This is a genomic window from Lysinibacillus sp. A1, from assembly GCF_000801965.1.
Lineage (GTDB): Bacteria > Bacillota > Bacilli > Bacillales_A > Planococcaceae > Lysinibacillus > Lysinibacillus fusiformis.
In genome coordinates, this window is sequence record NZ_JSZM01000011.1 from 101,803 (window position 1) to 122,381 (window position 20,579).

At 38.3% G+C, this 20,579-nt stretch carries 21 protein-coding genes; 4 read left to right on the forward strand and 17 right to left on the reverse strand.

Features of this window, described 5'->3' with window-relative positions; genetic code table 11:
* Positions 1 to 2 precede the first annotated feature (2 nt).
* The 3 genes from PI85_RS08280 to PI85_RS08290 are packed head-to-tail and all read right to left on the reverse strand — an operon-like array spanning position 3 to position 2,311.
* Entirely contained in the window at positions 3 to 1,115 is a 1,113-nt protein-coding gene (locus PI85_RS08280) for a PA2928 family protein (protein WP_036126651.1), read from the reverse strand.
* A gap of 27 nt (positions 1,116 to 1,142) precedes the next feature.
* A complete protein-coding gene (locus PI85_RS08285) occupies positions 1,143 to 1,973 on the reverse strand; it encodes a CbrC family protein (protein WP_036126654.1) in 831 nt (276 codons plus the stop codon).
* A gap of 35 nt (positions 1,974 to 2,008) precedes the next feature.
* Positions 2,009 to 2,311 carry an antibiotic biosynthesis monooxygenase gene (locus tag PI85_RS08290; protein ID WP_036126655.1) on the reverse strand — a complete coding sequence of 101 codons (303 nt, stop codon included), beginning with the start codon at positions 2,309 to 2,311 and terminating at the stop codon, positions 2,009 to 2,011.
* Positions 2,312 to 2,397: 86 nt separating this feature from the next.
* Between PI85_RS08290 and PI85_RS08295 the strand changes: the two genes are divergently transcribed.
* Positions 2,398 to 3,084, forward strand: coding sequence for a helix-turn-helix transcriptional regulator (locus PI85_RS08295; protein ID WP_036126657.1), 687 nt, complete (start codon positions 2,398 to 2,400; stop codon positions 3,082 to 3,084).
* A gap of 34 nt (positions 3,085 to 3,118) precedes the next feature.
* Here the strand turns inward: PI85_RS08295 and PI85_RS08300 are convergent, their stop codons facing one another.
* The 4 genes from PI85_RS08300 to PI85_RS08315 all read right to left on the reverse strand — a co-directional run bounded on the left by PI85_RS08300 (position 3,119) and on the right by PI85_RS08315 (position 7,301).
* Positions 3,119 to 3,985: a DMT family transporter gene (locus tag PI85_RS08300; protein WP_036126659.1), complete on the reverse strand. Its 867-nt coding sequence runs from the start codon at positions 3,983 to 3,985 to the stop codon at positions 3,119 to 3,121.
* A 145-nt stretch (positions 3,986 to 4,130) separates the two neighbouring features.
* Complete coding sequence (locus PI85_RS08305; RefSeq protein WP_036126662.1) at positions 4,131 to 5,072, reverse strand: alpha/beta fold hydrolase; 942 nt, start codon at positions 5,070 to 5,072, stop codon at positions 4,131 to 4,133.
* A gap of 199 nt (positions 5,073 to 5,271) precedes the next feature.
* Positions 5,272 to 6,630, reverse strand: coding sequence for a HAMP domain-containing sensor histidine kinase (locus PI85_RS08310; protein ID WP_036126665.1), 1,359 nt, complete (start codon positions 6,628 to 6,630; stop codon positions 5,272 to 5,274).
* Positions 6,627 to 7,301, reverse strand: coding sequence for a response regulator transcription factor (locus tag PI85_RS08315; protein WP_036126667.1), 675 nt, complete (start codon positions 7,299 to 7,301; stop codon positions 6,627 to 6,629). Before PI85_RS08315 ends, PI85_RS08310 begins: the two co-directional genes overlap by 4 nt.
* A 211-nt stretch (positions 7,302 to 7,512) precedes the next feature.
* Here PI85_RS08315 and PI85_RS08320 point away from each other — a divergent pair, with 211 nt between their 5' ends.
* Positions 7,513 to 8,394 carry a hypothetical protein gene (locus PI85_RS08320; protein WP_036126668.1) on the forward strand — a complete coding sequence of 294 codons (882 nt, stop codon included), beginning with the start codon at positions 7,513 to 7,515 and terminating at the stop codon, positions 8,392 to 8,394.
* A gap of 92 nt (positions 8,395 to 8,486) precedes the next feature.
* On the opposite strand, the gene PI85_RS08325 is transcribed toward PI85_RS08320, so the two are convergent.
* From PI85_RS08325 to PI85_RS08365, 9 genes are all read right to left on the reverse strand, one after another.
* Positions 8,487 to 9,275: a lipid II flippase Amj family protein gene (locus tag PI85_RS08325; RefSeq protein ID WP_036128069.1), complete on the reverse strand. Its 789-nt coding sequence runs from the start codon at positions 9,273 to 9,275 to the stop codon at positions 8,487 to 8,489.
* 187 nt (positions 9,276 to 9,462) lie between these two features.
* On the reverse strand, positions 9,463 to 10,731 hold the full coding sequence (locus tag PI85_RS08330) for an MFS transporter (RefSeq protein ID WP_036126670.1): 1,269 nt from the start codon (positions 10,729 to 10,731) through the stop codon (positions 9,463 to 9,465).
* Positions 10,732 to 10,790: 59 nt separating this feature from the next.
* Entirely contained in the window at positions 10,791 to 11,441 is a 651-nt protein-coding gene (locus tag PI85_RS08335) for a metalloregulator ArsR/SmtB family transcription factor (RefSeq protein ID WP_036126672.1), read from the reverse strand.
* Between the two features lie 154 nt (positions 11,442 to 11,595).
* Entirely contained in the window at positions 11,596 to 12,783 is a 1,188-nt protein-coding gene (locus tag PI85_RS08340; RefSeq protein ID WP_036126674.1) for an MFS transporter, read from the reverse strand.
* 226 nt (positions 12,784 to 13,009) lie between these two features.
* Complete coding sequence (locus PI85_RS08345) at positions 13,010 to 13,879, reverse strand: metal ABC transporter permease (RefSeq protein WP_036126677.1); 870 nt, start codon at positions 13,877 to 13,879, stop codon at positions 13,010 to 13,012.
* Positions 13,876 to 14,751, reverse strand: a complete 876-nt coding sequence (locus PI85_RS08350) for a metal ABC transporter permease (protein ID WP_225316146.1) — start codon at positions 14,749 to 14,751, stop codon at positions 13,876 to 13,878. The genes PI85_RS08345 and PI85_RS08350 overlap by 4 nt, the downstream gene beginning before the upstream one ends.
* A gap of 9 nt (positions 14,752 to 14,760) precedes the next feature.
* Positions 14,761 to 15,489 (reverse strand): metal ABC transporter ATP-binding protein, encoded by a 729-nt coding sequence (locus tag PI85_RS08355; protein WP_025116239.1) that lies wholly within the window; start codon positions 15,487 to 15,489, stop codon positions 14,761 to 14,763.
* A gap of 9 nt (positions 15,490 to 15,498) precedes the next feature.
* Positions 15,499 to 16,413 carry a metal ABC transporter solute-binding protein, Zn/Mn family gene (locus tag PI85_RS08360; protein WP_039391594.1) on the reverse strand — a complete coding sequence of 305 codons (915 nt, stop codon included), beginning with the start codon at positions 16,411 to 16,413 and terminating at the stop codon, positions 15,499 to 15,501.
* Positions 16,414 to 16,931: 518 nt separating this feature from the next.
* Positions 16,932 to 17,564 carry a TetR/AcrR family transcriptional regulator gene (locus PI85_RS08365; protein WP_042737450.1) on the reverse strand — a complete coding sequence of 211 codons (633 nt, stop codon included), beginning with the start codon at positions 17,562 to 17,564 and terminating at the stop codon, positions 16,932 to 16,934.
* 136 nt (positions 17,565 to 17,700) lie between these two features.
* On the opposite strand from PI85_RS08365, the gene PI85_RS08370 reads away from it, so the two are divergent.
* Together PI85_RS08370 and PI85_RS08375 are read left to right on the forward strand one after the other, a co-directional pair.
* A complete protein-coding gene (locus tag PI85_RS08370) occupies positions 17,701 to 18,438 on the forward strand; it encodes an SDR family NAD(P)-dependent oxidoreductase (RefSeq protein ID WP_036126683.1) in 738 nt (245 codons plus the stop codon).
* A gap of 126 nt (positions 18,439 to 18,564) precedes the next feature.
* Positions 18,565 to 19,593 carry an S-layer homology domain-containing protein gene (locus tag PI85_RS08375; RefSeq protein ID WP_036126684.1) on the forward strand — a complete coding sequence of 343 codons (1,029 nt, stop codon included), beginning with the start codon at positions 18,565 to 18,567 and terminating at the stop codon, positions 19,591 to 19,593.
* 22 nt (positions 19,594 to 19,615) lie between these two features.
* Here the strand turns inward: PI85_RS08375 and PI85_RS08380 are convergent, their stop codons facing one another.
* Entirely contained in the window at positions 19,616 to 20,515 is a 900-nt protein-coding gene (locus PI85_RS08380; RefSeq protein WP_036126685.1) for a LysR family transcriptional regulator, read from the reverse strand.
* Between the last annotated feature and the right edge of the window lie 64 nt (positions 20,516 to 20,579).

Below are 20,579 nucleotides of genomic sequence, written 5' to 3' on the forward strand. Positions count from 1 at the left end.
ATTTACATTTCATCAATTGGTCGATTCCAACGTAGGTGATATTGAACAACTCTATCCCTTGAATGTTTATCTAAGAATAAAAGCTGATCCCCTGTTTGGATGATATAGCCCTTCTCCACTGTTCGTACTTGAGGCTGCTGTTGATAGGAATTAATGGCACCAATCTTCTCTTCCCAAAGCGATTGATGCTTCTTCATATCGTACAGCACGAGCATATGATCTGCACTCTCTCGCTGAGTCCGTCGATATGAAACGAGGGCAGTGCCGTTGGCTAAATCTACATCCACTACTTTTGGCTCTAAATTTTGATAGTTTCGTATAGCAGGCTCTGACAGCACCTGGTGACTAAAATCTTGAATCTCCTCATAATCATCTAAAGGCTGCTGATGCGTAGCAAAATAACCCGGCAAATCCGACTCAATAAAGAAACGAGCAGCTATATAATTTTTGGCATTGTCATCTTTGTTTAAAGTCTTACCATCATAATGATAAAAATGACCATCTACGCCTTCTAAATAAAGTTTGTTTTGTAAAGCTATCAGTTGCTGCGCACTATTGCTTAAAATATCTATTAAAGGCTGGTGCTGCTGCCGAAATTCCTTTTCAGAAAGAATTTCTTTTCCCGTTTCTATATCTAAAAGTGACAATTGCCCATATTCACCATCTCTATGGTGAATAAGTAAGCCATCCATAAAGTTTCCAATAAGCGTTTCTTTATAAGAAGCCGATTTTGTCCATTGCTTTTCACCTGTCTCCAAATTCACAGCTACAATAAGATAATGTGAAATCAAGTGTGTTATGCCATTGGATGTTCCATTATTTTCAGAGCCCTGCACCATTTGGACAGCTATTTTTTGTGATTCATCTATATAAATAGAGGAGTCTGATTTGATCGGAAAGCTTCGTCCTGCTAAACCGAAAACGATCATTAGTGCATTACTTACTACTATATAAACGATGAGCAAGCTGATAGAAATAATAAGATGCTTCCGTTTAATAGCTATAAATAATAGCAGTAACAATCCGAGTCCAAAGATAACCCCTAAAAAAATATCGTGAACAAGCCAGCCGTTTAAGCGCCAAGAATACATGTACCGTTGTAGAAATTGTTCCACTTTACTACCTCCTCTACCAAACAACCATTAGCTAAAATCTGAATAAAGCACATAACGGTCACATTCCAGGCATTGAAATAAATACCCCTGATGATGCCCATTGTTCATCAAGGAGGCAGAAAGCTCTTCTAGCGAAAAGCCCGTATAATTGTCAAACTGATCGTCTATGGCTAGCTCCACCATATCACTCCAACCAACATAGCCAATAAATGCACAGTAATCTGAACAATGGGCTACCCAATTATTCCCTTGCCAGCTCACATAACCTGGCGTTCGATACAGTACTTCCTCTGCGAATGTCGGATTTGTAATCTGTTCATCATGAATTAAATCTTGCTGGTATGAACCATCATATTTTTGGGCAGCTTCTCCACTATGAATACAAGAAGGACAAAGATAATCAACATCCTCTATCGCGTAAATACCACCTGTATAATAGACATCCACTTCCTGCTGACAACAATCGCATACAACGATGTCATCTGTTTCAAAAATTTTCGCTTCTAATGGCTTTGGTAAGTATTTAAACTTAGGGATGACCGTTTGGATAGGCCGTTGATCTCGTATTTTTTGTGGCATCAACGGAACCACCGAATTTGGTTGATTTATGTAGGTTTGTAGCGTTCCAAATTTTTTCCGATCTTTTTTCTCTTTATTATTCATAATAGCTGTAAATAGTTGATACGCCTCTGGATACATCCTTAGTAGACAATAGACCTCGACTAGTATTCTCAATGTTTCTTGCGTTTGTGGCTCTTTCTTTAATTGCTCTTTAAAAATATGCATCCGGTTAACCGTTATTGGTTGAGAAGGATTGAAATTATTTCTAAGCTTTTGCCATTCTTCAGCAATTGTCATCAAAATCTGCCTCCTTCGTTTACCTAATTTTACTATTAAAAAGAATACTCTTTCATGACTTGGCAAATTTCAACATGATAATGTGTGTACCATTTCTCTTTTCCTAATTGCTGAGCCGTTAAATGCTTGGCATTGGCTTTCCAAGCTTGAATGGCCTCTAGTGATTCCCAATAGGATACGGTAATTCCCTTCCCTTCCTCCTCCCTTACACTTTCAACCCGTAGGAAGCCAGGCTGTTGCTTGGCTAAAGCATCTATTATTTCGGCCATCTTACCATAGCCCTCTCCATCATGTTCGGTTCTTTGTGATGTAAAGATCACTGCATAATATGTTTCCATTTTTTTCTCCCCCTCTATAACTTTTATTGTAAACGATAATGACTTTGACTAAAATCAAAATATAGTAAACGAAAGGATTGTGACATATGGGAATTAATCCAAATATGGCTGAAGTCGCAGCGCTCCTCGGTGAAACTTCAAGAGCTACAATGCTCGCTAGTATGATGGATGGTCGTTTCCATACGGCTAGTGAATTAGCCTATATGGCCGCCATTAAACCTCAAACGGCTAGCTTCCATCTAGCTAAATTAGTAGAAGGAAAACTAATAAAGGTGGAAAAACAGGGTAGACACCGCTATTTTCAATTAGCAGACGAGGAAGTTGCTCAATTTCTTGAATCCTTCCTAGCCATTTCACCGCCTCCTGAAATACGCTCGTTAAAACAATCTAGCCAAATAAAATTATTGCAGGAGGCTCGAACTTGCTATGACCATCTGGCTGGTAAATTAGGCGTTCATTTGACAGAATCGATGATGCGAGCGGGCTATTTAAAATTAGAAGAAAAGCAGTTTGTTTTAACAGATGAAGGCACATTATTTTTCACATCATTTGGTATCGATTTACCTGCATTAAAAAAGAAAAGAAGATCCTTCTCACACGCCTGTTTAGATTGGAGTGAAAGGCGTTATCATCTGGCTGGTGCTCTTGGTAGTGAGCTATTCAATCATTTATTCCAGCTTGGCTGGCTTACTCGTGTCCCTTCTATTCGAGCCATTCAGGTGACAGAGAAAGGTAAAATTGGGTTGAAAGACGTATTTCAACTAGAGATGTAAACAAGTATGGGACTTGAGGCAACACGTTATGACCTCAAGTCTTTTTTCGACTAAACGTACGATTGACTAGGTAAATTCCTACTAGTATGAATAATCCCCCTCCCATGAAAGATGGTTGTAAGGGTTCATCTAACAATAGCCAGCCTGTTAACACGCCAAAAAAAGGCGCTAAAAATAAATAGGCACTTGTTTTCCCAGGGTCACTATTCTGCAGTAAATAATACCAGCCTGCAAATTGGATGATGGAGGAAAAGACGCTAAGCCATAATAAAATCAGCAATGATGATCGATTGACAATAAAAAACGATTGCTCTAATAATGTACTCGCTAGCAAAAGAAGCAAGCCCCCAAACAGCATTTGATAGGCTGATAAAACCCAAGTATCAAATAACGCACCCCATTCTTTCGCTAATAATGTGGCAATTGCCCAAAAAACAGCCGATAAAAATCCAAATAGAAGTCCTATTTTCCATTCAACCTGAGCACCCATCGTGATGATCACACCGATTAAACCAAGAAAAACTCCTATCCATTGATGAAAACCGTAACGTGTTTTAGTAAAAATAGTGGCAAATATGACAACTAGTAATGGGTTTGTAAATGTTAATATAGAGGACTCACTTGCTGAAATGGTACGTAGACTTAGAAAAATACACCCCATCACTCCCGCCGTTTGAAATCCGCCAATAATTAATAACTTCCCCCATTCTTTTCTTGTAGTTGGATGCGGTCTTTTCAAGAGGATAACGATGATAGCCATGATGATTCCTGCCAGTATAAATCGCAGGGCAGCCAATAATAAAGGGGATGAATAAGGGTACCCTAATTTTACAACGGCGAAAGATGAACCCATTAAAAAGGTCGTAACTACTAATAGTGCAATAAATTGATAGTTTTTCATACAAATTTCTCCTTACCTGATTTAATCACTTTATATCGATTATAAACAGGAAGTAATTCAACATTTATCGAAGTATGGATTACAAAAAAAAGCATGTAATAAAAAATCTTACCTCTAATAACTAAGAGGTAAGATGCTATAAATATCAATTTTCCATAAATATCTTCAAGTTTTCAGCAATTTCTCGTGATTTTGTATGGTGTAAGTAATGATCTCCATCCATTATAATGACTTTGCCATGCACTGAATTTTTGACTTGCTCTTCATGGAGTGGTATCCAGTTTTTCTCAATTCCATCATTGTTGTTCGCCTGAACAAATAACAAAAGAGGTAAATCCTTAGGGAATGTAAGGTTTTCTGCTTCTTTAAATTTTTGATATAAACCCGTTAATTCATTGGAAGTACTCGAATTATAAAAGTTTTTGAGTGTAATCATCCTTATTTGTTCTTTTGTTTCATCATCATAGGGTAATCCATCATACGGATCACTACCTGATAGTTTTAGAGCCACTCTAGCGATTCCAGATTTTTTGAGAAGTTGTAATGACTTAATTGGGAACTCCGTATCCATACCACCCTGAGTAGGGACACTGCTATCAATTCCGATAAATGCCGTTACCTCATCCGGATATTTATTAACATAATCGAGCCCATAGATCCCTGCTATTGAATGTCCCATTAACATATACTTGTCAATTTTTAATGTCTGCAGTGCTTCATGAATCTCACTAACTATATTCTTTGTGCTGCGCTCTTTCTTCGTATCATCGCTTAGCCCATAGCCAAAAGGCTCTACAGAAACTACCTTATAGTGTGGAGCAAGTTCTTCAATCAGTGGCTGAAAATCAAGCGTTGGAGCTGCTGTTCCAAAGCCTGGTAGTAAAACAATGGTTTCTGCCCCCTCCCCTTGAATAGTAATATTCATATTTTCTCCATTTACAGCAACGAGCTGACCATAGGGTTCTATTTTACCTTGTTCTATTTTGTTGCAAATAATGTTGACCGTAAAAACAATAGCGAGTAGTAGCACTCCTATTGCACCTATAATCGCTATCGTTTTCAATAAGATTCTAGTAAATTTTTTCATGTTTGACGCACGAGGGGTTCACCTTTACTCGTGCCTCCCTCCTTTATACTGTTGTTACAGCTACCTTATGAGCCGTTAACAACAGTGTAAAGGACGAAGATGTCTTCCCAATGACGGTAATATGAACGCAATATGAACAATAAAAAAATGTTACGATATCCTATGTGAATAGCTACATAGGAATCCCAACATTTGTCTTTTAATGGGCTGTGATTGGCAATGTAACAATAAATGTCGTTCCTTGTCCAAGCTCACTCTCCACCCGAACGTCCCCTTTATGCAAGGAAACGATTTGTTTCACAATAGCAAGTCCCATCCCACTTCCTTCATATTTTGGACTGTGGGAACGATCCGCCTTAAAAAATCGCTCGAATACCCGCTTCTGATCCTCTTGAGAAATGCCAATGCCTGTATCTGTTATGCGAACTAACACATGTTGAGCGTCTTGTGACATGCTAATCTTTATCGTGTCGCCATCCTTTGAAAATTTAATACTATTCGTAAGAAGATTTGTCCAAACCTGATTCAATTGGTCGTAATCTGCCATGACATACATCGACTGCAACTGGAGGTTAAAATGGATGTTTTTAGTCATCCATTGTGGCTGGATCGCGACGATTACACGTCTAATTTGTTCATCTAGGCTCAACGACACAGGCTGCATCGGCGGTGCTTTGGATTCAAGTAAACTTAGTTTTAATAGACTATCACTCATTTTAGACATTCGTTGAGCTTCAGCCATAATAATATCCAGATAACGGTTTTTTTCCTCAACCGTTAAGTCTACTTGCTTTAGTGCCAGAGCGTAGCCAGATATCGAGGTAAGTGGTGACTGAACCTCATGGGACACGTTCGAGACGAATTCTTTCCTCATTTGCTCTAATTGCTGCAAATCGTAAGCCATTTCTTCAAAGCTTCTGGCCAAAACACCTAATTCCCCTGATTGCTTAATGTTGAGCTCGACATTAAAATCTCCACCTGCTATATGTCTTGTAGCTTTTGTTAATTTTTTTATTGGTCTCACTAAAAACATAGCCGCTATTAGAAATACTACACTGCCTATAACTAGCGCATATGTGGAAAAATTTAAAATTACCGTGAGCGCAAAAGAGGCAGAGGAGACAGCTTTTGGTTCGATAAACATCGCTTTGGTTCCTTTGTCAGTTGTTAAAGGCATACCGACAAGTCCTGAAGAAACGTTCGGATTCACTTGCACAACTTTACCATCCAACACGTCTCGAACTTGCGTCTTAGTCACGTCAACTAATTTATCGCTTGGAGCATCTCCATAAGCCTTCATCTTCCCTGCTTCATCATAAACATAGACATCATACGATTTCAGTTGATTCATTTGGCTAAGTAAATTGTCTGCCTCCTGAAAAGGCATTGTGTCAAAAATTAAGACAATGTCCTGTCCAAAATTTAGCAAGGGGATTTGTAAGTACTCATTCAATTTATCTTTAAATATCCATGTGGCTACGAAGAAGGAAACGACTGTCCCCCCAATGACCGCAACAAGAAATGTCAACACAACACGTGTATATAAAGATTTAATCATTCATCAACCTCTAACCTATAACCAAGACCTCGTATTGTCTCAATATGAAAATCAGCTATCATCGCGAAGCGTTCACGCAAGCGCTTTATATGTACATCAATTGTTCGATTATCGCCAGCATAATCGATTCCCCAGATTTGATCGATCAGCTGTTCACGTGTATAAACCTGTCCAGGCGTTTCGGCTAGTTTATATAATAATTCGAACTCTTTCAGTGGCAGCGTAATCGAATCCGTTCTTGTCATAATTTTATAGGTCTGACGGTCAAGGGTAATAGCACCGAGCTTAATGGTCTGCGAGTAGCCAATCCTGTAGCGCTTTAATAAAGCCTTTACACGTACCGTCAATTCTAAAGGATCGAAGGGTTTGGTCAAATAATCATCTGTACCGAGCTCAAAGCCTTTGACTTTTTCCCATGTTTCACCTCTTGCCGTCAGCATAAGTAATGGGATTTCAGCATTTGCTCTCCGTAGCTCCTTACATAAAGTCCAACCATCCATCGTTGGCATCATAATATCAAGCACTACGAGATCAACAGGTGTTGAGTGATAGATGGATAATGCTTCCTTTCCATCTTCGGCTTCCACTGTTGTGAATCCTTCCTTGCGCAGAAACAGGCATACAAGCTCGCGAATATTCGCATCGTCGTCAGCTACAAGTATAGTCGTCATACATCCGTTCCCTCTTTTCCAATATAAAAGTCAACCCTATTATACTATAAATGAACGTCACTTCTCGCCTACATAACTCTCCTTTCTAAGAGAAAAACTTACATTAAGAAAAAGAACACCCTTCCCTAATTTCTTTTATTTTTACATAAAATGAAACTTTTGGTTTTCTGGCTCGTATTTATTAGAAAATACTGATTTTTCCGGAGGTCATATGTTTAAAATTAGAGGCTTTTCCCTTATCTTTATATGCTTATTAGCAGCCTGCTCTCAGGAGAATGTAGTTCCTAAAGAGCAGCTACAAGAAGAAAAAATGGATGAAAATATCTTGGTAACAGCAGATGGTAAAGTTACCTTTAAAATTATGAATAACATCGAGGCTCCGAAAGAAACTGTGGATACGATAAAAGATGAAATCCGAAAGGCTTATGATGATATTATTCAATCCATCCATACATCCTATGTTCCATCTGAGCAAATAACAGTATTTCTAAATGGGGAAGACACTGAATCATGGGGTTTTGCATCGAGAATAGAATTAGCTATCAGTCAAGAAGGTTATTATCCACTTGTTCATGAAATGACACATTCCTTACTTGGTTATGGGGGCAATTTTGATACTGATCATGGTTATTTTACACAAGAGGGTTATGCGGTCTATATGGACGAACAATTTAGTAAAAGTGAATATGATATCGAAAAGTATATGAAGTATTTTATGGATTCAGATAAATTAATTCCCATTAGCAAATTAATAGATCCATATCAAGACGATGCCTATTTCCGCCCAAATCTTACAAATCTAAATGAGTTGAATACACTTAGATGGATGAGCTATATTCACGCAGCTTCATTTGTTAAATATTTAATTGATACCTATGGACTCGAAAAATTTGAAAACATATACGATAAGAAGGACTTGGTAAATAAAATAGAAGAAGTATACGGAAAAGGAGTTCATGAAATTGAAATGGATTGGTTAGCCTTTATTAATAATCAAAAGGGGTTTACCTATGAAGAAAAGTTTAAATCGCCTGATTTCTATGATAAAAATACAATTATTCTCCAGCTTGATCCTACATATTTTGAAAAGTAGTAAAGAGCCCTACGTTCAGCACAAAAGATCTAAGTTCGCAACATACCGGACTTAGATCTTTCCTTTTTGCCTATACATGCTCTCAACTTCAATTAGGCAATTAGCTTGGCAAACCATGCCACATAATGCGCTCCAGGAATGAATAATAACTGTGCCACAATCGTCCCTAAAAATCTTGAAAACATCATCATGACTGAGGCTTTTTTTAAATCTAAATAGCTTCCTCTTTTATTAATTACATCATCGGCCAGAATGGAGATCTTTGGGTCAATAAATAGAATTAACAGAATGGTCGCTATGCCATTAATTAAACCAGATGCCATAACGGCAGTTGTTTTTAATTCTGGTACTAATAAAGTTGCATACAAAGCAGATAAAACGCCGATGGTATAGATTGCCGTAATGACGATATTCGTAATAAATAACTGTAGAGGAATATCTCGTAATCCAATTCCTTTTAAATACGTAAAGCGAGGCATATGAATATGCTTCATTCCACGTCTTACATATTCATACGTAAAACCCTTTTTCATTAATGCTGGGATGGAGCCCCTTTCCTCAGCCAAATGGACGATAGCTCTTGAAAAAATGGCTACGAAAGTTGGGATGAGTAAGATACCTATGAGTGTACCAAGTGATGCCGCTCCAATAATTATTCGAAACTGCTGTTCTACATGTGTCAAGGCATCGTCCACAGGTGCAGTATCGACCAAACTACCCGTAAATGGCTGTTGCATCATATTAGCAAGCCGTGAAACCATGACCATTACATTAAAAAGAGCTAAAGCAGATGCTAGTAACCTGACACGCGCTCCAGATAAACGTACCGCATAGGCAAGCGTTTCAATGGCATGAATGATTAAAATAAACAAGGCAATCATTATCAATTTATTTGTTATTAACTCCACACTGTGTACCTACTCTTTGCTTTCTAACAATTTTACATACTGACGCAAAACAATCAAAATAGTTCCGAAAGAAAAATCTTACCCTACAAATGAAAGGGTAAGATTTTTTTCACTAGGAGAAAGGAGTACTCGTTTAGTTCCATTCTCCTTCTCTCATTATTTAAACTGCTCTTCTAGACCAAATCACTACGGGAATGAGCAGTAACGACAATAGCCCTCCTGCTAAGGACAATGCCGCATAACTAGCATTCGCTACGACCATTCCTGAAAGAGCACCACCAGATGCCCCTGCCAGTGCCACAAATACATCCATTTTTCCTTGTGTTTTAGCTCTTGTAGATGGCTCGGTCGCATCAACGATTTGTGCGGTACCACTAATTAAACCGAAGTTCCAGCCTAACCCTAGTAAAGAAAGTGCTACTATCAATAAAATCATCGAATCGCTTGGAGCAAATGCCGCTAATAAACCAGCTAGTAGCAACGTAACACCGGCGGCAATACTCATGGCTGTTCGTCCAACTTTATCAACAAGAATGCCTGTTACAAGCGATGGCAGATACATAGCACCTACATGAAATCCAATAACAATACCTACTTCCGATAAACCATGTCCATGATGTTTCATATGTACGGGTGTCATCGTCATAATCGCTACCATGACAATTTGTGTTAAAACCATGACGGTTGCCCCTACCGCTAAGCCACGCTTATTCCCCATTGGATGTGTTTTCTGTACTTGATGTTGTTGAGCAAATTTTTGCTTATGCGCCTCTATTCCTTTAGCGATTTCTAAGGGATCAGGACGCAGCATCACGAATAGAACAAATCCTGCTACTATAAAAGCGGCAGCAGATAATAGAAAAGGTCCAGCAAGTGCGGGGATACCCATCGATAGCGCCACTTTTCCCATCAATTCTACTAAATTGGGACCTAAAACTGCGCCGAAAGTTGTCATAAGCATAGTCGTACTAATAGCTGTAGCACGTTGTTTGTCATTCGCTAAGTCTGTACCTGCGTATCGTGCCTGTAAATTGGTTGCAGTTCCTGCTCCATAGATTAATAGAGAGAGAAACAGCATAATTACACTATTAAATATCGCAGCCATGACGACTCCAATGGCACCTAGCCCCCCAACAATAAAGCCAGTGGATAATCCTGTTCGGCGGCCATGACGTTGTGATAATTTACCAACAATGAAAGCCGCACCAGCAGACCCTAACGTAAATAATGCGGAAGGTACCCCTGCATAAGCATCGGTTCCAAGCATTTGTTGGGCTAATAAAGCGCCTACTGTAATACCAGCCGCTAGCCCTGCTCCCCCAAATATTTGAGAAAGGCTCACTACTAGTAGTACACGCCTATATAAGCTTTTTAGTTTTTCTGGTGACTCTATATATGATTCTATCGTAACTTCCACTTTTCCAGACATCCTTTACCCCCTCTTTCTAATTTACACACGATTTTATTTGCCACCATATTTGCTCTCCGTTATTCTCCAGCCAACCTCTGCCAATCTAAAACACCCTCTTCTAGCCGGAAAGCTTTAATCCCTTTTGCTGTTAACATTTTTACAGCTTCGGCTGACATTAAGCAATAAGGGCCTCTGCAGTAAGCTACAATGTCAACATGAGTTGGTAATGTAGCTAATTGATCCTCTAACTCTTCAATAGGCATAGAAACGGCTCCTGGAATATGTGCTTGTTCAAACTCTTCTTTTGGTCGAACATCGAGTAATAGCACTTCACCCTTCTCCATCCGTGTTACGAGATCGGCAAGCGTTACTCCCTCGATGCCAAGATGCTCATTAAAAAATTCTTCTTTTATTTGTTGAACCTGAATCAATTGCTTTTCAGATAGTGCATGTAATGTCGTTAAAAATTTAGCAATCACTTCATCTGCTAATTCGTAAATGACAAAATTACCTTCCTTTGAAAACTTTACTAATCTGGCATTAAATAGTGTCTTTAAATGCTGAGACACATTAGCAACGGACATATCTGTACTTTTGGCTAATGCATCAACAGACTTTGGACCTTGAGAGAGAATATCAAGTATTTCTAATCGTTTAGGACTTGATAAACTTTTGCCAATTCTAGCGAACTCTTGATATAACAAGTCCTTTAAATGTCGTTCATGCAATTTCGAGTACCACCTTTCAACTGTTCAATTAATTTATTGAATAGTTGAATCTTAATTCTTTATTTTACCATTGTCAATTACTTAATGTTACGAAGAAAACGATTGTTTAAGCACAAAAAAGAACATGTTTTAAAAACATGTTCTTTCAATAGGACTAGAGGGCATGCATAACGACTTTCTTCTTTTTAGAATACAATAAAAATGTCGTCGTTAAGCTTAAACTAATAATGCCGAACACAAGCCCCATCCCACTTAAGCCGATTAAATCTAGCATCATACCTGTAGATAATAGGACGACCTGAAAGACGACCGAATCGATCATATTTCGGAACGAGAAAAAACGTCCATGGAATTGTTTTGGGACCTGTTTTTGAAAGATAACCATAGTCGTTGGGAAGAAACAGCCTACTGTAAAGCCAAATACCCCAAAAGCGACTAAAGCAAAAAGTTTGATATCTGCTAGTAACAGCAAGAGCTCCATAGATCCAATAATAAATGCCAATGTAAAGAGGAGTGTGCCCATTTGCACTCGATCAGCAATTATTTTTAATCCTGCTGCACCTAGCATAAAGCCGATACCTTCCACTGTATACAACAAACCTGATATCGTTGTAGATTGATGCATTTCCGAGATTTTCATAATGACTAAATTAAAAGAGCCTAAAAATAACGTTGGAATTAACATAAGAACCAATGTCATTAGCACCATTGGATGCTCTTTCACCATCGGTAATACCTCTTTAAAGTTTCCTTTTTCTTTATTCGTTACTGTTTCATTCGTCGTTTCATCTAATTGTAATAAACTAGTAATCACAAACATGACGATATAAACGATCAATGAAATGATATATAACCACTTTAAATCAAAAAAGCTTAGCATAAATCCTGCTGCGGCTGTGCCGATGATTCTAGAAATAGTTCTAGCGTTCATTTGCCAAGCATTCAGCGTAATTAAGTCTTGCTCCTTTGCAATCATTGGAATAATCGATTGCAGTGCAGGCATATAAAAGGCAGCTGCTATTTGCAATGTAATTAAAAATAAAATCATCCATACGACCGAATTGGTATAAAGCGCGATAAACATAAATAAAACACTCACTATTCGCCCAATACTTGCCATTTGTACAACCGTTTTTTTCTTCGATTGATCAATAATACGACCAGCCATAGGCCCTACGACCAAGCCCGCTAAAATCCCACAAGAAATAATTAATGATTTGTGAAAGTCTGAAGGGACAACCTCTTGCATAAAGGCGAGATTTCCAATAATACCAGCCCACAAGCCGAGACCTACGACAAATTCACCTAATAAAATAATCCATACATTTCGATTTCGCCACATGCTGTTCTCCTCGTTGTTCTTACAATGTCATAAAACCTATCGTAACAAAATTTTAAATATTCGTACATAGCGATATAAAAAAATATTACTAGCGTCTATGCCATTCCACCCAATTCAATCTTTTTTTTAGAGTATACTATTTTTCCTATAAAGAATACTCATCCAAAAGTTTGAATTATTCAAGCAAAAAACACCGTTTGATGAAAATATCAAACGATGTTTTTTATTAGGATAGTTCTAGTTTATGCACAAGCGCTTTTCTTCTGCGCTCGATTATTTTTTGACTAATTAATGTAATAATAAATAATAAGCCTACGGTTGTGGCCATCATCCCTGCTATAGAGGTATCCCATAGCTTCGCTAAATAATAGCCAATGACAGAAGCACCAGCACCAAAGAGCATGCTGTAGGTAAACATTTGCTTAATCGTCTTACTAATTAAATAAGAAGTTGCGGCCGGTCCAATTAGCATGGCAACGACTAAAATGGCTCCTACGCTATCAAATGCTGCAACCGTTGTAAATGAAATCGAGGTCATAAATCCATAGTGGAGAAAGACAACGGGTATACCAATTGTTGCGGCATAGACAGGGTCAAAGGTTGCAAGCTTCATTTCCTTAAAGAATAGTAGCAAAAATACAATATTGATCACTAATACGAGTAAAAGCATCCATACAGCCTTAGGCATGGCTAAACCTAAAACCGTCCATCGATCCCATGGAACGAAAGCAATTTCTCCCATCAAGACATGCTCTACATCCAAATGGACATTACTTGCAAATAATGTAATGAGCAGGACACCCGCCGCGAATAAGGATGTAAATACCACCCCTATCGCTGCATCCTCTTGAATACCAGAAGAATGTAATAATTGAACGAGATAAGCAGTTAAAATACCCGCAACTGCTGCACCTATTAGCATCCAAAAGCCATTCAATGATTGGGTAATAATATAGGCCATCACAATACCGAAGAGTACAGTATGGCTAATGGCATCGGCTATCATAGACATTTTACGCAAAATAAGAAAAACGCCTGCAATCCCACATGTTACACCCACTAATAAGCCAGTTAATACAACCCAAAACTCTATCATCCTATATCACCCTGCTTTCGAAATTGCATTTTTCTACGATATTTATTAATTTGACCAGCAGGACTTATAAAATAGGAGATAAAGAATATACCTGCCGCCACTAGAACGATAATTGGACCGGTTGATAATCCTGTTCGAATCGCGCTAATAAAAGTACCTGTAACACCTGAGATACCTCCAATCGCTGCACTCAACAGGAGCATCGTACTCAGTTTTTTCGTCCATAGTTTGGCGCTTGCCGCAGGAATAATTAATAAAGCTGACATTAATATTACACCTACAGCTTGGATACCTGTAACAATCGTCATGACAATTAATACGGTTAGCGTAGCCTTTAAGGCCTCAATCGGTAAGCCAATTCCTTTTGCATAAACAGGATCAAAGATGAGTAATTTCCATTCCTTATAAAAGAACAGACTAACTAAAATAATTATGGCTGCACTGATGAACAGCCACATTAAATCAGCCTTTGTCATCGTTGCGGCTTTCCCAAAAATAAAGTTATTAAGACCACTTTGGTTTCCAATGGGACTTCTGTTAACAATAGTTAAAAACACAACACCGATGCCAAAAAATACGGTCAGTACTAACCCAATAGCTGCATCCGCCTTCAACTTTGAAAAAGATACAATCCATTGTATACAATACACAGATAAAGCAGATGTAATACCCGCTCCGAGCATTAAAATTGGTAATTCCTTTTGTCCTGTCAGGAGGAATGCAAGCGCGATGCCTGGTAATGCTGCATGTGCCGCAGCATCGCCCACTAAGCTTTGTTTTTGCAAGAAGGAGAAGGTACCTGTTATGCCTGCAGCTATACCGAGTAACATAGTGCCACTAAGTACCCACAATAAGTTACCACTTATCATCATGAACCCTCCTTACGCATGCTGCATCATGAAAAGTTTACCACCATATGTTTTTTGCAATTGTTCTGGTGTAAAAACATCTTCTGTTGCACCTGATGCTAGTATCGTTTTGTTTAATAGAATTGTATAATCAAAATATTCTTTGACCGTTTGAAGGTCGTGATGCACAACAAAAATACTTTTTCCCTGAGCCTTTAATTCTTTTAAAATATCAATGATCGTTTTTTCTGTTGCAGCATCGACCCCAGCAAATGGTTCATCTAAGAAATATATATCTGCATTTTGTGCTAAAGCTCTTGCTAGGAATACACGCTGTTGCTGTCCACCCGAAAGCTGACCTATAGAACGCTCTGCAAAGTCCAGCATCCCTACACTTGCTAATGCTTGCCGAGCAACTAGTTTATCCTGTTTCGTCGGTCTTTTAAATAAACCTGTATGGCCATATCTCCCCATTAACACAACATCGAGAGCATTTGTCGGGAAATCCCAATCAACGGCATTTCGCTGTGGTACATACCCAACTACTAAACTTTTTGGCTCAAAGATTTTGCCTAAAATTTCTACTTTTCCAACTTTATTAGGAAGTTGGTTTAATATAGCCTTTAAAAACGTTGATTTCCCGGCACCATTGGGCCCTATAATTGCAGCTAGATGACCTTTAGGAACCGTCACACAGGCATTTTCCAATACTGTTTTCTTATCATAAGCTACTGAAAGATTTTCCACTGTTAATGCATCCATTTTATCCACCTACTTTAATGCATCGACAATTGTGTCGATGTTATATTGATACATCCCTATATACGTACCTTCTGTTGTGCCTTCCGCACCCATTGCATCCGAAAATAGTTCTCCGCCGATCACAATGTCATGTCCCTTTTCTTTAGCCCCTTCTATAACCGCCTTCATCGCTTTATCAGATACACTAGACTCGATAAAAATGGCCTTGATTTTATGAGCGACTAAGAAATCAACCATTTCCTGAACGTCTTTGACTCCATACTCTGAATCTGTACTTAAGCCTTGTAAGCCACGCACTTCAAAGCCTTGACTTCGACCGAAATAATTAAAAGCATCATGGGCAGTTACTAAAATCCTTTGCGGCTCTGGAATTTCTTCGACACGTTTTTTTGCATAGCTTTGTAATTCATCTAGCTTTTTTAAGTAAGACATTTCATTCTGTTGAAAATCCTCTTTGAATTCTGGGTATTCTTCTTGGAGTTGCAAACTGATTGCTTGGACAACTCCCTTCCAAAGCTCAATATCGAACCATATATGAGGATCATGTAGCATGGCATCACTATCACTAGCAAGTAATTGCTTAGTATCTAATGTTTCCCCAACAGCTAGCACGGTTTTATCTTTTGCCATTTGTTCAAAAATGTCGAGCATCTGTCCTTCCAAATGTAAACCATTGTAAAAAATAACTTCGGCCTTATCCAATTTCGATAAATCGCTTTGGGTAGCCTTGTATAAATGGGGGTCAACCCCTGGTCCCATTAATGCCGATACTTGTAAATGATCACCACTAATTTCTTTTATAGCATCTGCAATTTGTCCTGTTGTGGCGACAACAATTCCTTTTTTTTCTCCATCTGCTTCAGTTGAACAACCGAATAACAGAAGTGAGAGTGATAGTACGAATACACCTAACCATTGTTTCATTAACTTACCTCTACTTTCATTTTATTAGCCATTGCTTGAAAAAAAGCAGTCATGCTGCACCTATAAAGGGGGTGGCGGACATGCCTTATTAAATCTTTTGGCTACGCCCGCCTTGTCAGACTAGCATCATTACATGCATCGCTCTTTCTCATACAGCCACTTTATTTATATAATTTTCCGAATAAACTGGCGCCAGCTCATCCAGAAAAGGATTAATATTATGCCTGCTCCTACAGACTCTGTAAGTTTCCAAAGAATCGTAAGAAGTAATAAAACAACCATTGGAAGAATCGTCAGCTTGAATTCACCTAACTCTTTCATTCACGCACTCTTCTTTCTTTAGAGATATTTTGTTTCCCTTAGGAAAAATATATGCTTAAAACAAAAATAATTCAACTACTTTATGAAAATTTCTTTAAAAAAATTTTTTTCTAGAGGAAAATTTACTTTCGCCCAAACAAAAAATCTCTAATGCTATGATTAGAGATTTTTTATAAAATAGTGCTATTAAATACGGGTCAATCGTTGATTCCTAGCGGTTTTCCTATATATTCAAATGCATAAATATGGGTTCTAGTCAATTCAATGACGTCTGTTATTAAAGCTTCTTCTGATTTTTCATAGCCGCTTGCAATCCATTGCATCATTAATCCGTAGAAGCCATAAGAGGTATAATGTTTGAACATATCCATATTCACCGGTTGATGGTTTATGGTCTCAAAGTTAAATTGCTCTTGATAAATTTTCGTAATTGTCAAAGGCATGCGCGTATGCAATCCAGGAATCGTATCTTCAAAATTTAATAGCTCAAAAAATGTACGATTCTGATAAATGTAATGAATAATATTAAATGAAGGAGCTTTGAGCTTCGTTGTGTACACTTTTTCCCCAAATAGATAGGGTTCCCCCACTGCTTGTTCTAGTCCATTCAACATCTGCTCTAGCAAATTTTCTGCTAGCTCAAATTTATCCTGAAAATGCACATAAAAAGTACTACGATTATAGCCTGCTTGTTCTACAATATCCTTTACTGTAATTGCCTGAAATCCTTGTTTTTTAATTAAATCAACTAAAGTGCTATAAAAATGACGACGGGTTCTTTCCTGTCTTTGTGTCCATTTTGTCACTATTTCTTCCTCCCTTTTAGACATTTTATATAGATATGTCTACTAGTTAGACACTTGCCATCACATTAATGATTGTTTCTGTTTTATAGAGTTTTACAATAAAAGTACACCGTGATTGACACAGTGTGCAAGAAAATTTACTTTTATGGGAGTGTCATATATGGGGAAATTACAAGATAAAGTCGCAATTATTACAGGTGGTGCTTCAGGAATTGGAGCAGCAACTGCTGAATTATTTGTAGCAGAAGGTGCTAAAGTAGTACTTGTAGATCTTAATGAAGAAAAAGGCCAAGCGTTTGCAGCCCAACTGCAAGCAGGCGGAGCAGAGGCTCTCTTTATGAAAGCGAATGTAACAGATGAAAATGAAGTGGCCGCTATTTATCAAACAACACTAGAGACATTTGGCAAAGTCGATGTTCTATTTAATAATGCAGGAATTGGACGAGTAACGCCAACTGAGGAATTACCTTATGCAGAATGGCGTCAAACAGTGAACGTGGATTTAGATGGTGTATTTTTAATGGCACAGGCTGCCATTAAGGAAATGCTAAAAGCCCAAGGCGGGACAATTGTCAATACTGCCTCCATGTATGGATGGGTTGGTTCACCAGGTTCTGCAGCCTACAATGCAGCGAAAGGTGGCGTTATCAACTTAACACGTTCACTAGCACTAGAGTTTGCTACGCGCGGCATTCGTGTCAATGCCCTTTGCCCTGGTTTTATTGATACACCGATTATTCCTGAAGAAAGCAAAGAGCCATTACGTCAAGTAACACCTATGCAACGTTTAGGTCAACCAGAGGAAATGGCAAAAGCCGTTTTATTCATGGCCTGCGATGATTCAACATTTATGACAGGCAACACATTAACGGTGGATGGTGGCTATACTGCCCAATAAATAACACTAAATAATCGCTTCCCCTGTAGTGGGTAGCGATTATTTTTTTATTAAGAAAAATTTGCAGTTTTTATCCATTTCCTGCAAACTATTAACATATCGAGCAGGAAAGGATGAAGATGACAAATGAAAAAATTAATAGGTATATTATTATTTTCCATTCTTATCGTAGGCAGTGCGAGCAATGTACAAGCTGCTGGTTTTAAAGATGTGTCAGAGGATCATTATGCCTATGAAGCTATCTTATGGGCAGAAGAATATGATATTGTGAATGGTTTTGCAGATGGTACATTTAAACCGAATGCTACTATTACCGAGCAGCAATTAGCTAAACTTTTAGCTATTTTTTACGAGCTTGAATCTCCCATTGATGAATTAAAAAAACAGACCCCTTCTGCCATCTGGTCCGATGAATTTTATAACCAGCTTGCTAGCTATGGTGTCCCCTTAAACGGCTATTTCGATAATCGACTACGAGCTGCTACCGTGAAACGTGGTGTCGTGGCACAGGCTATTACTCATTTAGCTAGTGGCAAAAAAGGATTAGATTCATCTATCCAATTTTTACTTGATTACTATATTTCTTCTGGACAAAATCCACAGTATGAAGACCGTAATTTACAAAAGTTTTATGGTGTGACCAACAATATGACACGAGCACAGGTTGTGACAATGCTGTATCGCATGGATGAACGAAATTTTTATGAAATTTCTGGGGATGCACAAGCCATTCATGACAATGCCAACAAATTATCGTTAAACACTCGTGCAAAAAATGCCCAAAATCAGCTGGATAAATCAATGCAACAAACTACACCTAGCAAGAGTGCTTGGGAAGGCGTTTATACGTATTATTATAAATGGGGTAAAGGAACAAATGACTTTAACCGTCGAGATGCAATCATTTCAAACGCCACAAGCAATAGCTTTTCCATTGCTTTAACTGCGAATGATGGGACAGCTACAGGGAAAGTCAACGGTACTGCCACGATAACAAGTTCGAATAAGGCATTAATGAATAAGTCCTCAAACGGCAATCGTTGTGTCGTTGAGCTAGAGCGATTAACGAATAATGCGCTGAAAGTTACAGAAGTGGATTGTCGTGCAGAACGTAGTGAAGGCACCAATTATTCTGGTACGCTAAAACAACAATAGTACACAAGAGAGTCTGATTCGTTCAGGCTCTTTTTTGAACACCAAAAATTTTATATTGCTCCTTGGCTATGGTAATAAAATCTACAAGGCACGGCTGCATATGTTTATCTTTATGCCAAGCAATGTCTGTAAAGATTGGTGCTAAGTTGATTGTCGAGTGAATCTCCTCTAATTGTCCATTTGCTAATTCCTTTTCTACGACCATTCTCGGTAAAAATGTAATACCTAAACCAGCCATCACACATTGCTTAATCGCTTCTATACTCGCAAACTCTATCATTTGTAGAGGCAAAATATTTTCCTGCTGTAGCTGTGCTTCTAAATGATTGCGATAGGAGCACCCCGTTTCCGTTAGTAGCATGGTTTCTGTTGAAAGATGAGAAGCGACGAGAGGCTCCCTGCTAGCTTTCGAGGCACTCACAAAAATAAGCTGTTCTTCGAGTAAACGTTCTCGATGTAGCATCGCTGTTTCCTGATATGTATCTGTAATAAAGGCCACATCTAACTTACCTGATTGCAATAACTCCTTGGCAATGTCAGTCGTATGCACAGGCTTAAATATAATTTTCACATGGGGTTGCGCCTGTTGAAATTGCTGCAAAATGCTTGGTAGTCGATAAACACATTGACTTTCCTGTGCCCCTACTTTTAACACTACTTGTTCTTGTTCATTGGACATCGCCTTTTTCATTTCACGATCTAGCTCTAGCATTTTTTCAGCATACTGTTGGAAACGCTTGCCTTCCTCTGTTAAAATGATCCGCTTCCCAAGCCTCTCAAAAAGTATAACCCCTAACTCTTGTTCCAATGTTTTAATTTGCGCAGTAATACTTGATTGAGCGTAGTCTAGTCGCTGTGCCGTTTGTGTAAAGCTTAATGTGTCTGCTGCTGTTAAAAATGTTTGAAGCTGCTTTATATCCATTTCCGCACCCCTCTTAATCATTTTTTTCGATATATCTTTATAAATCATTCACTTTTATCGATAG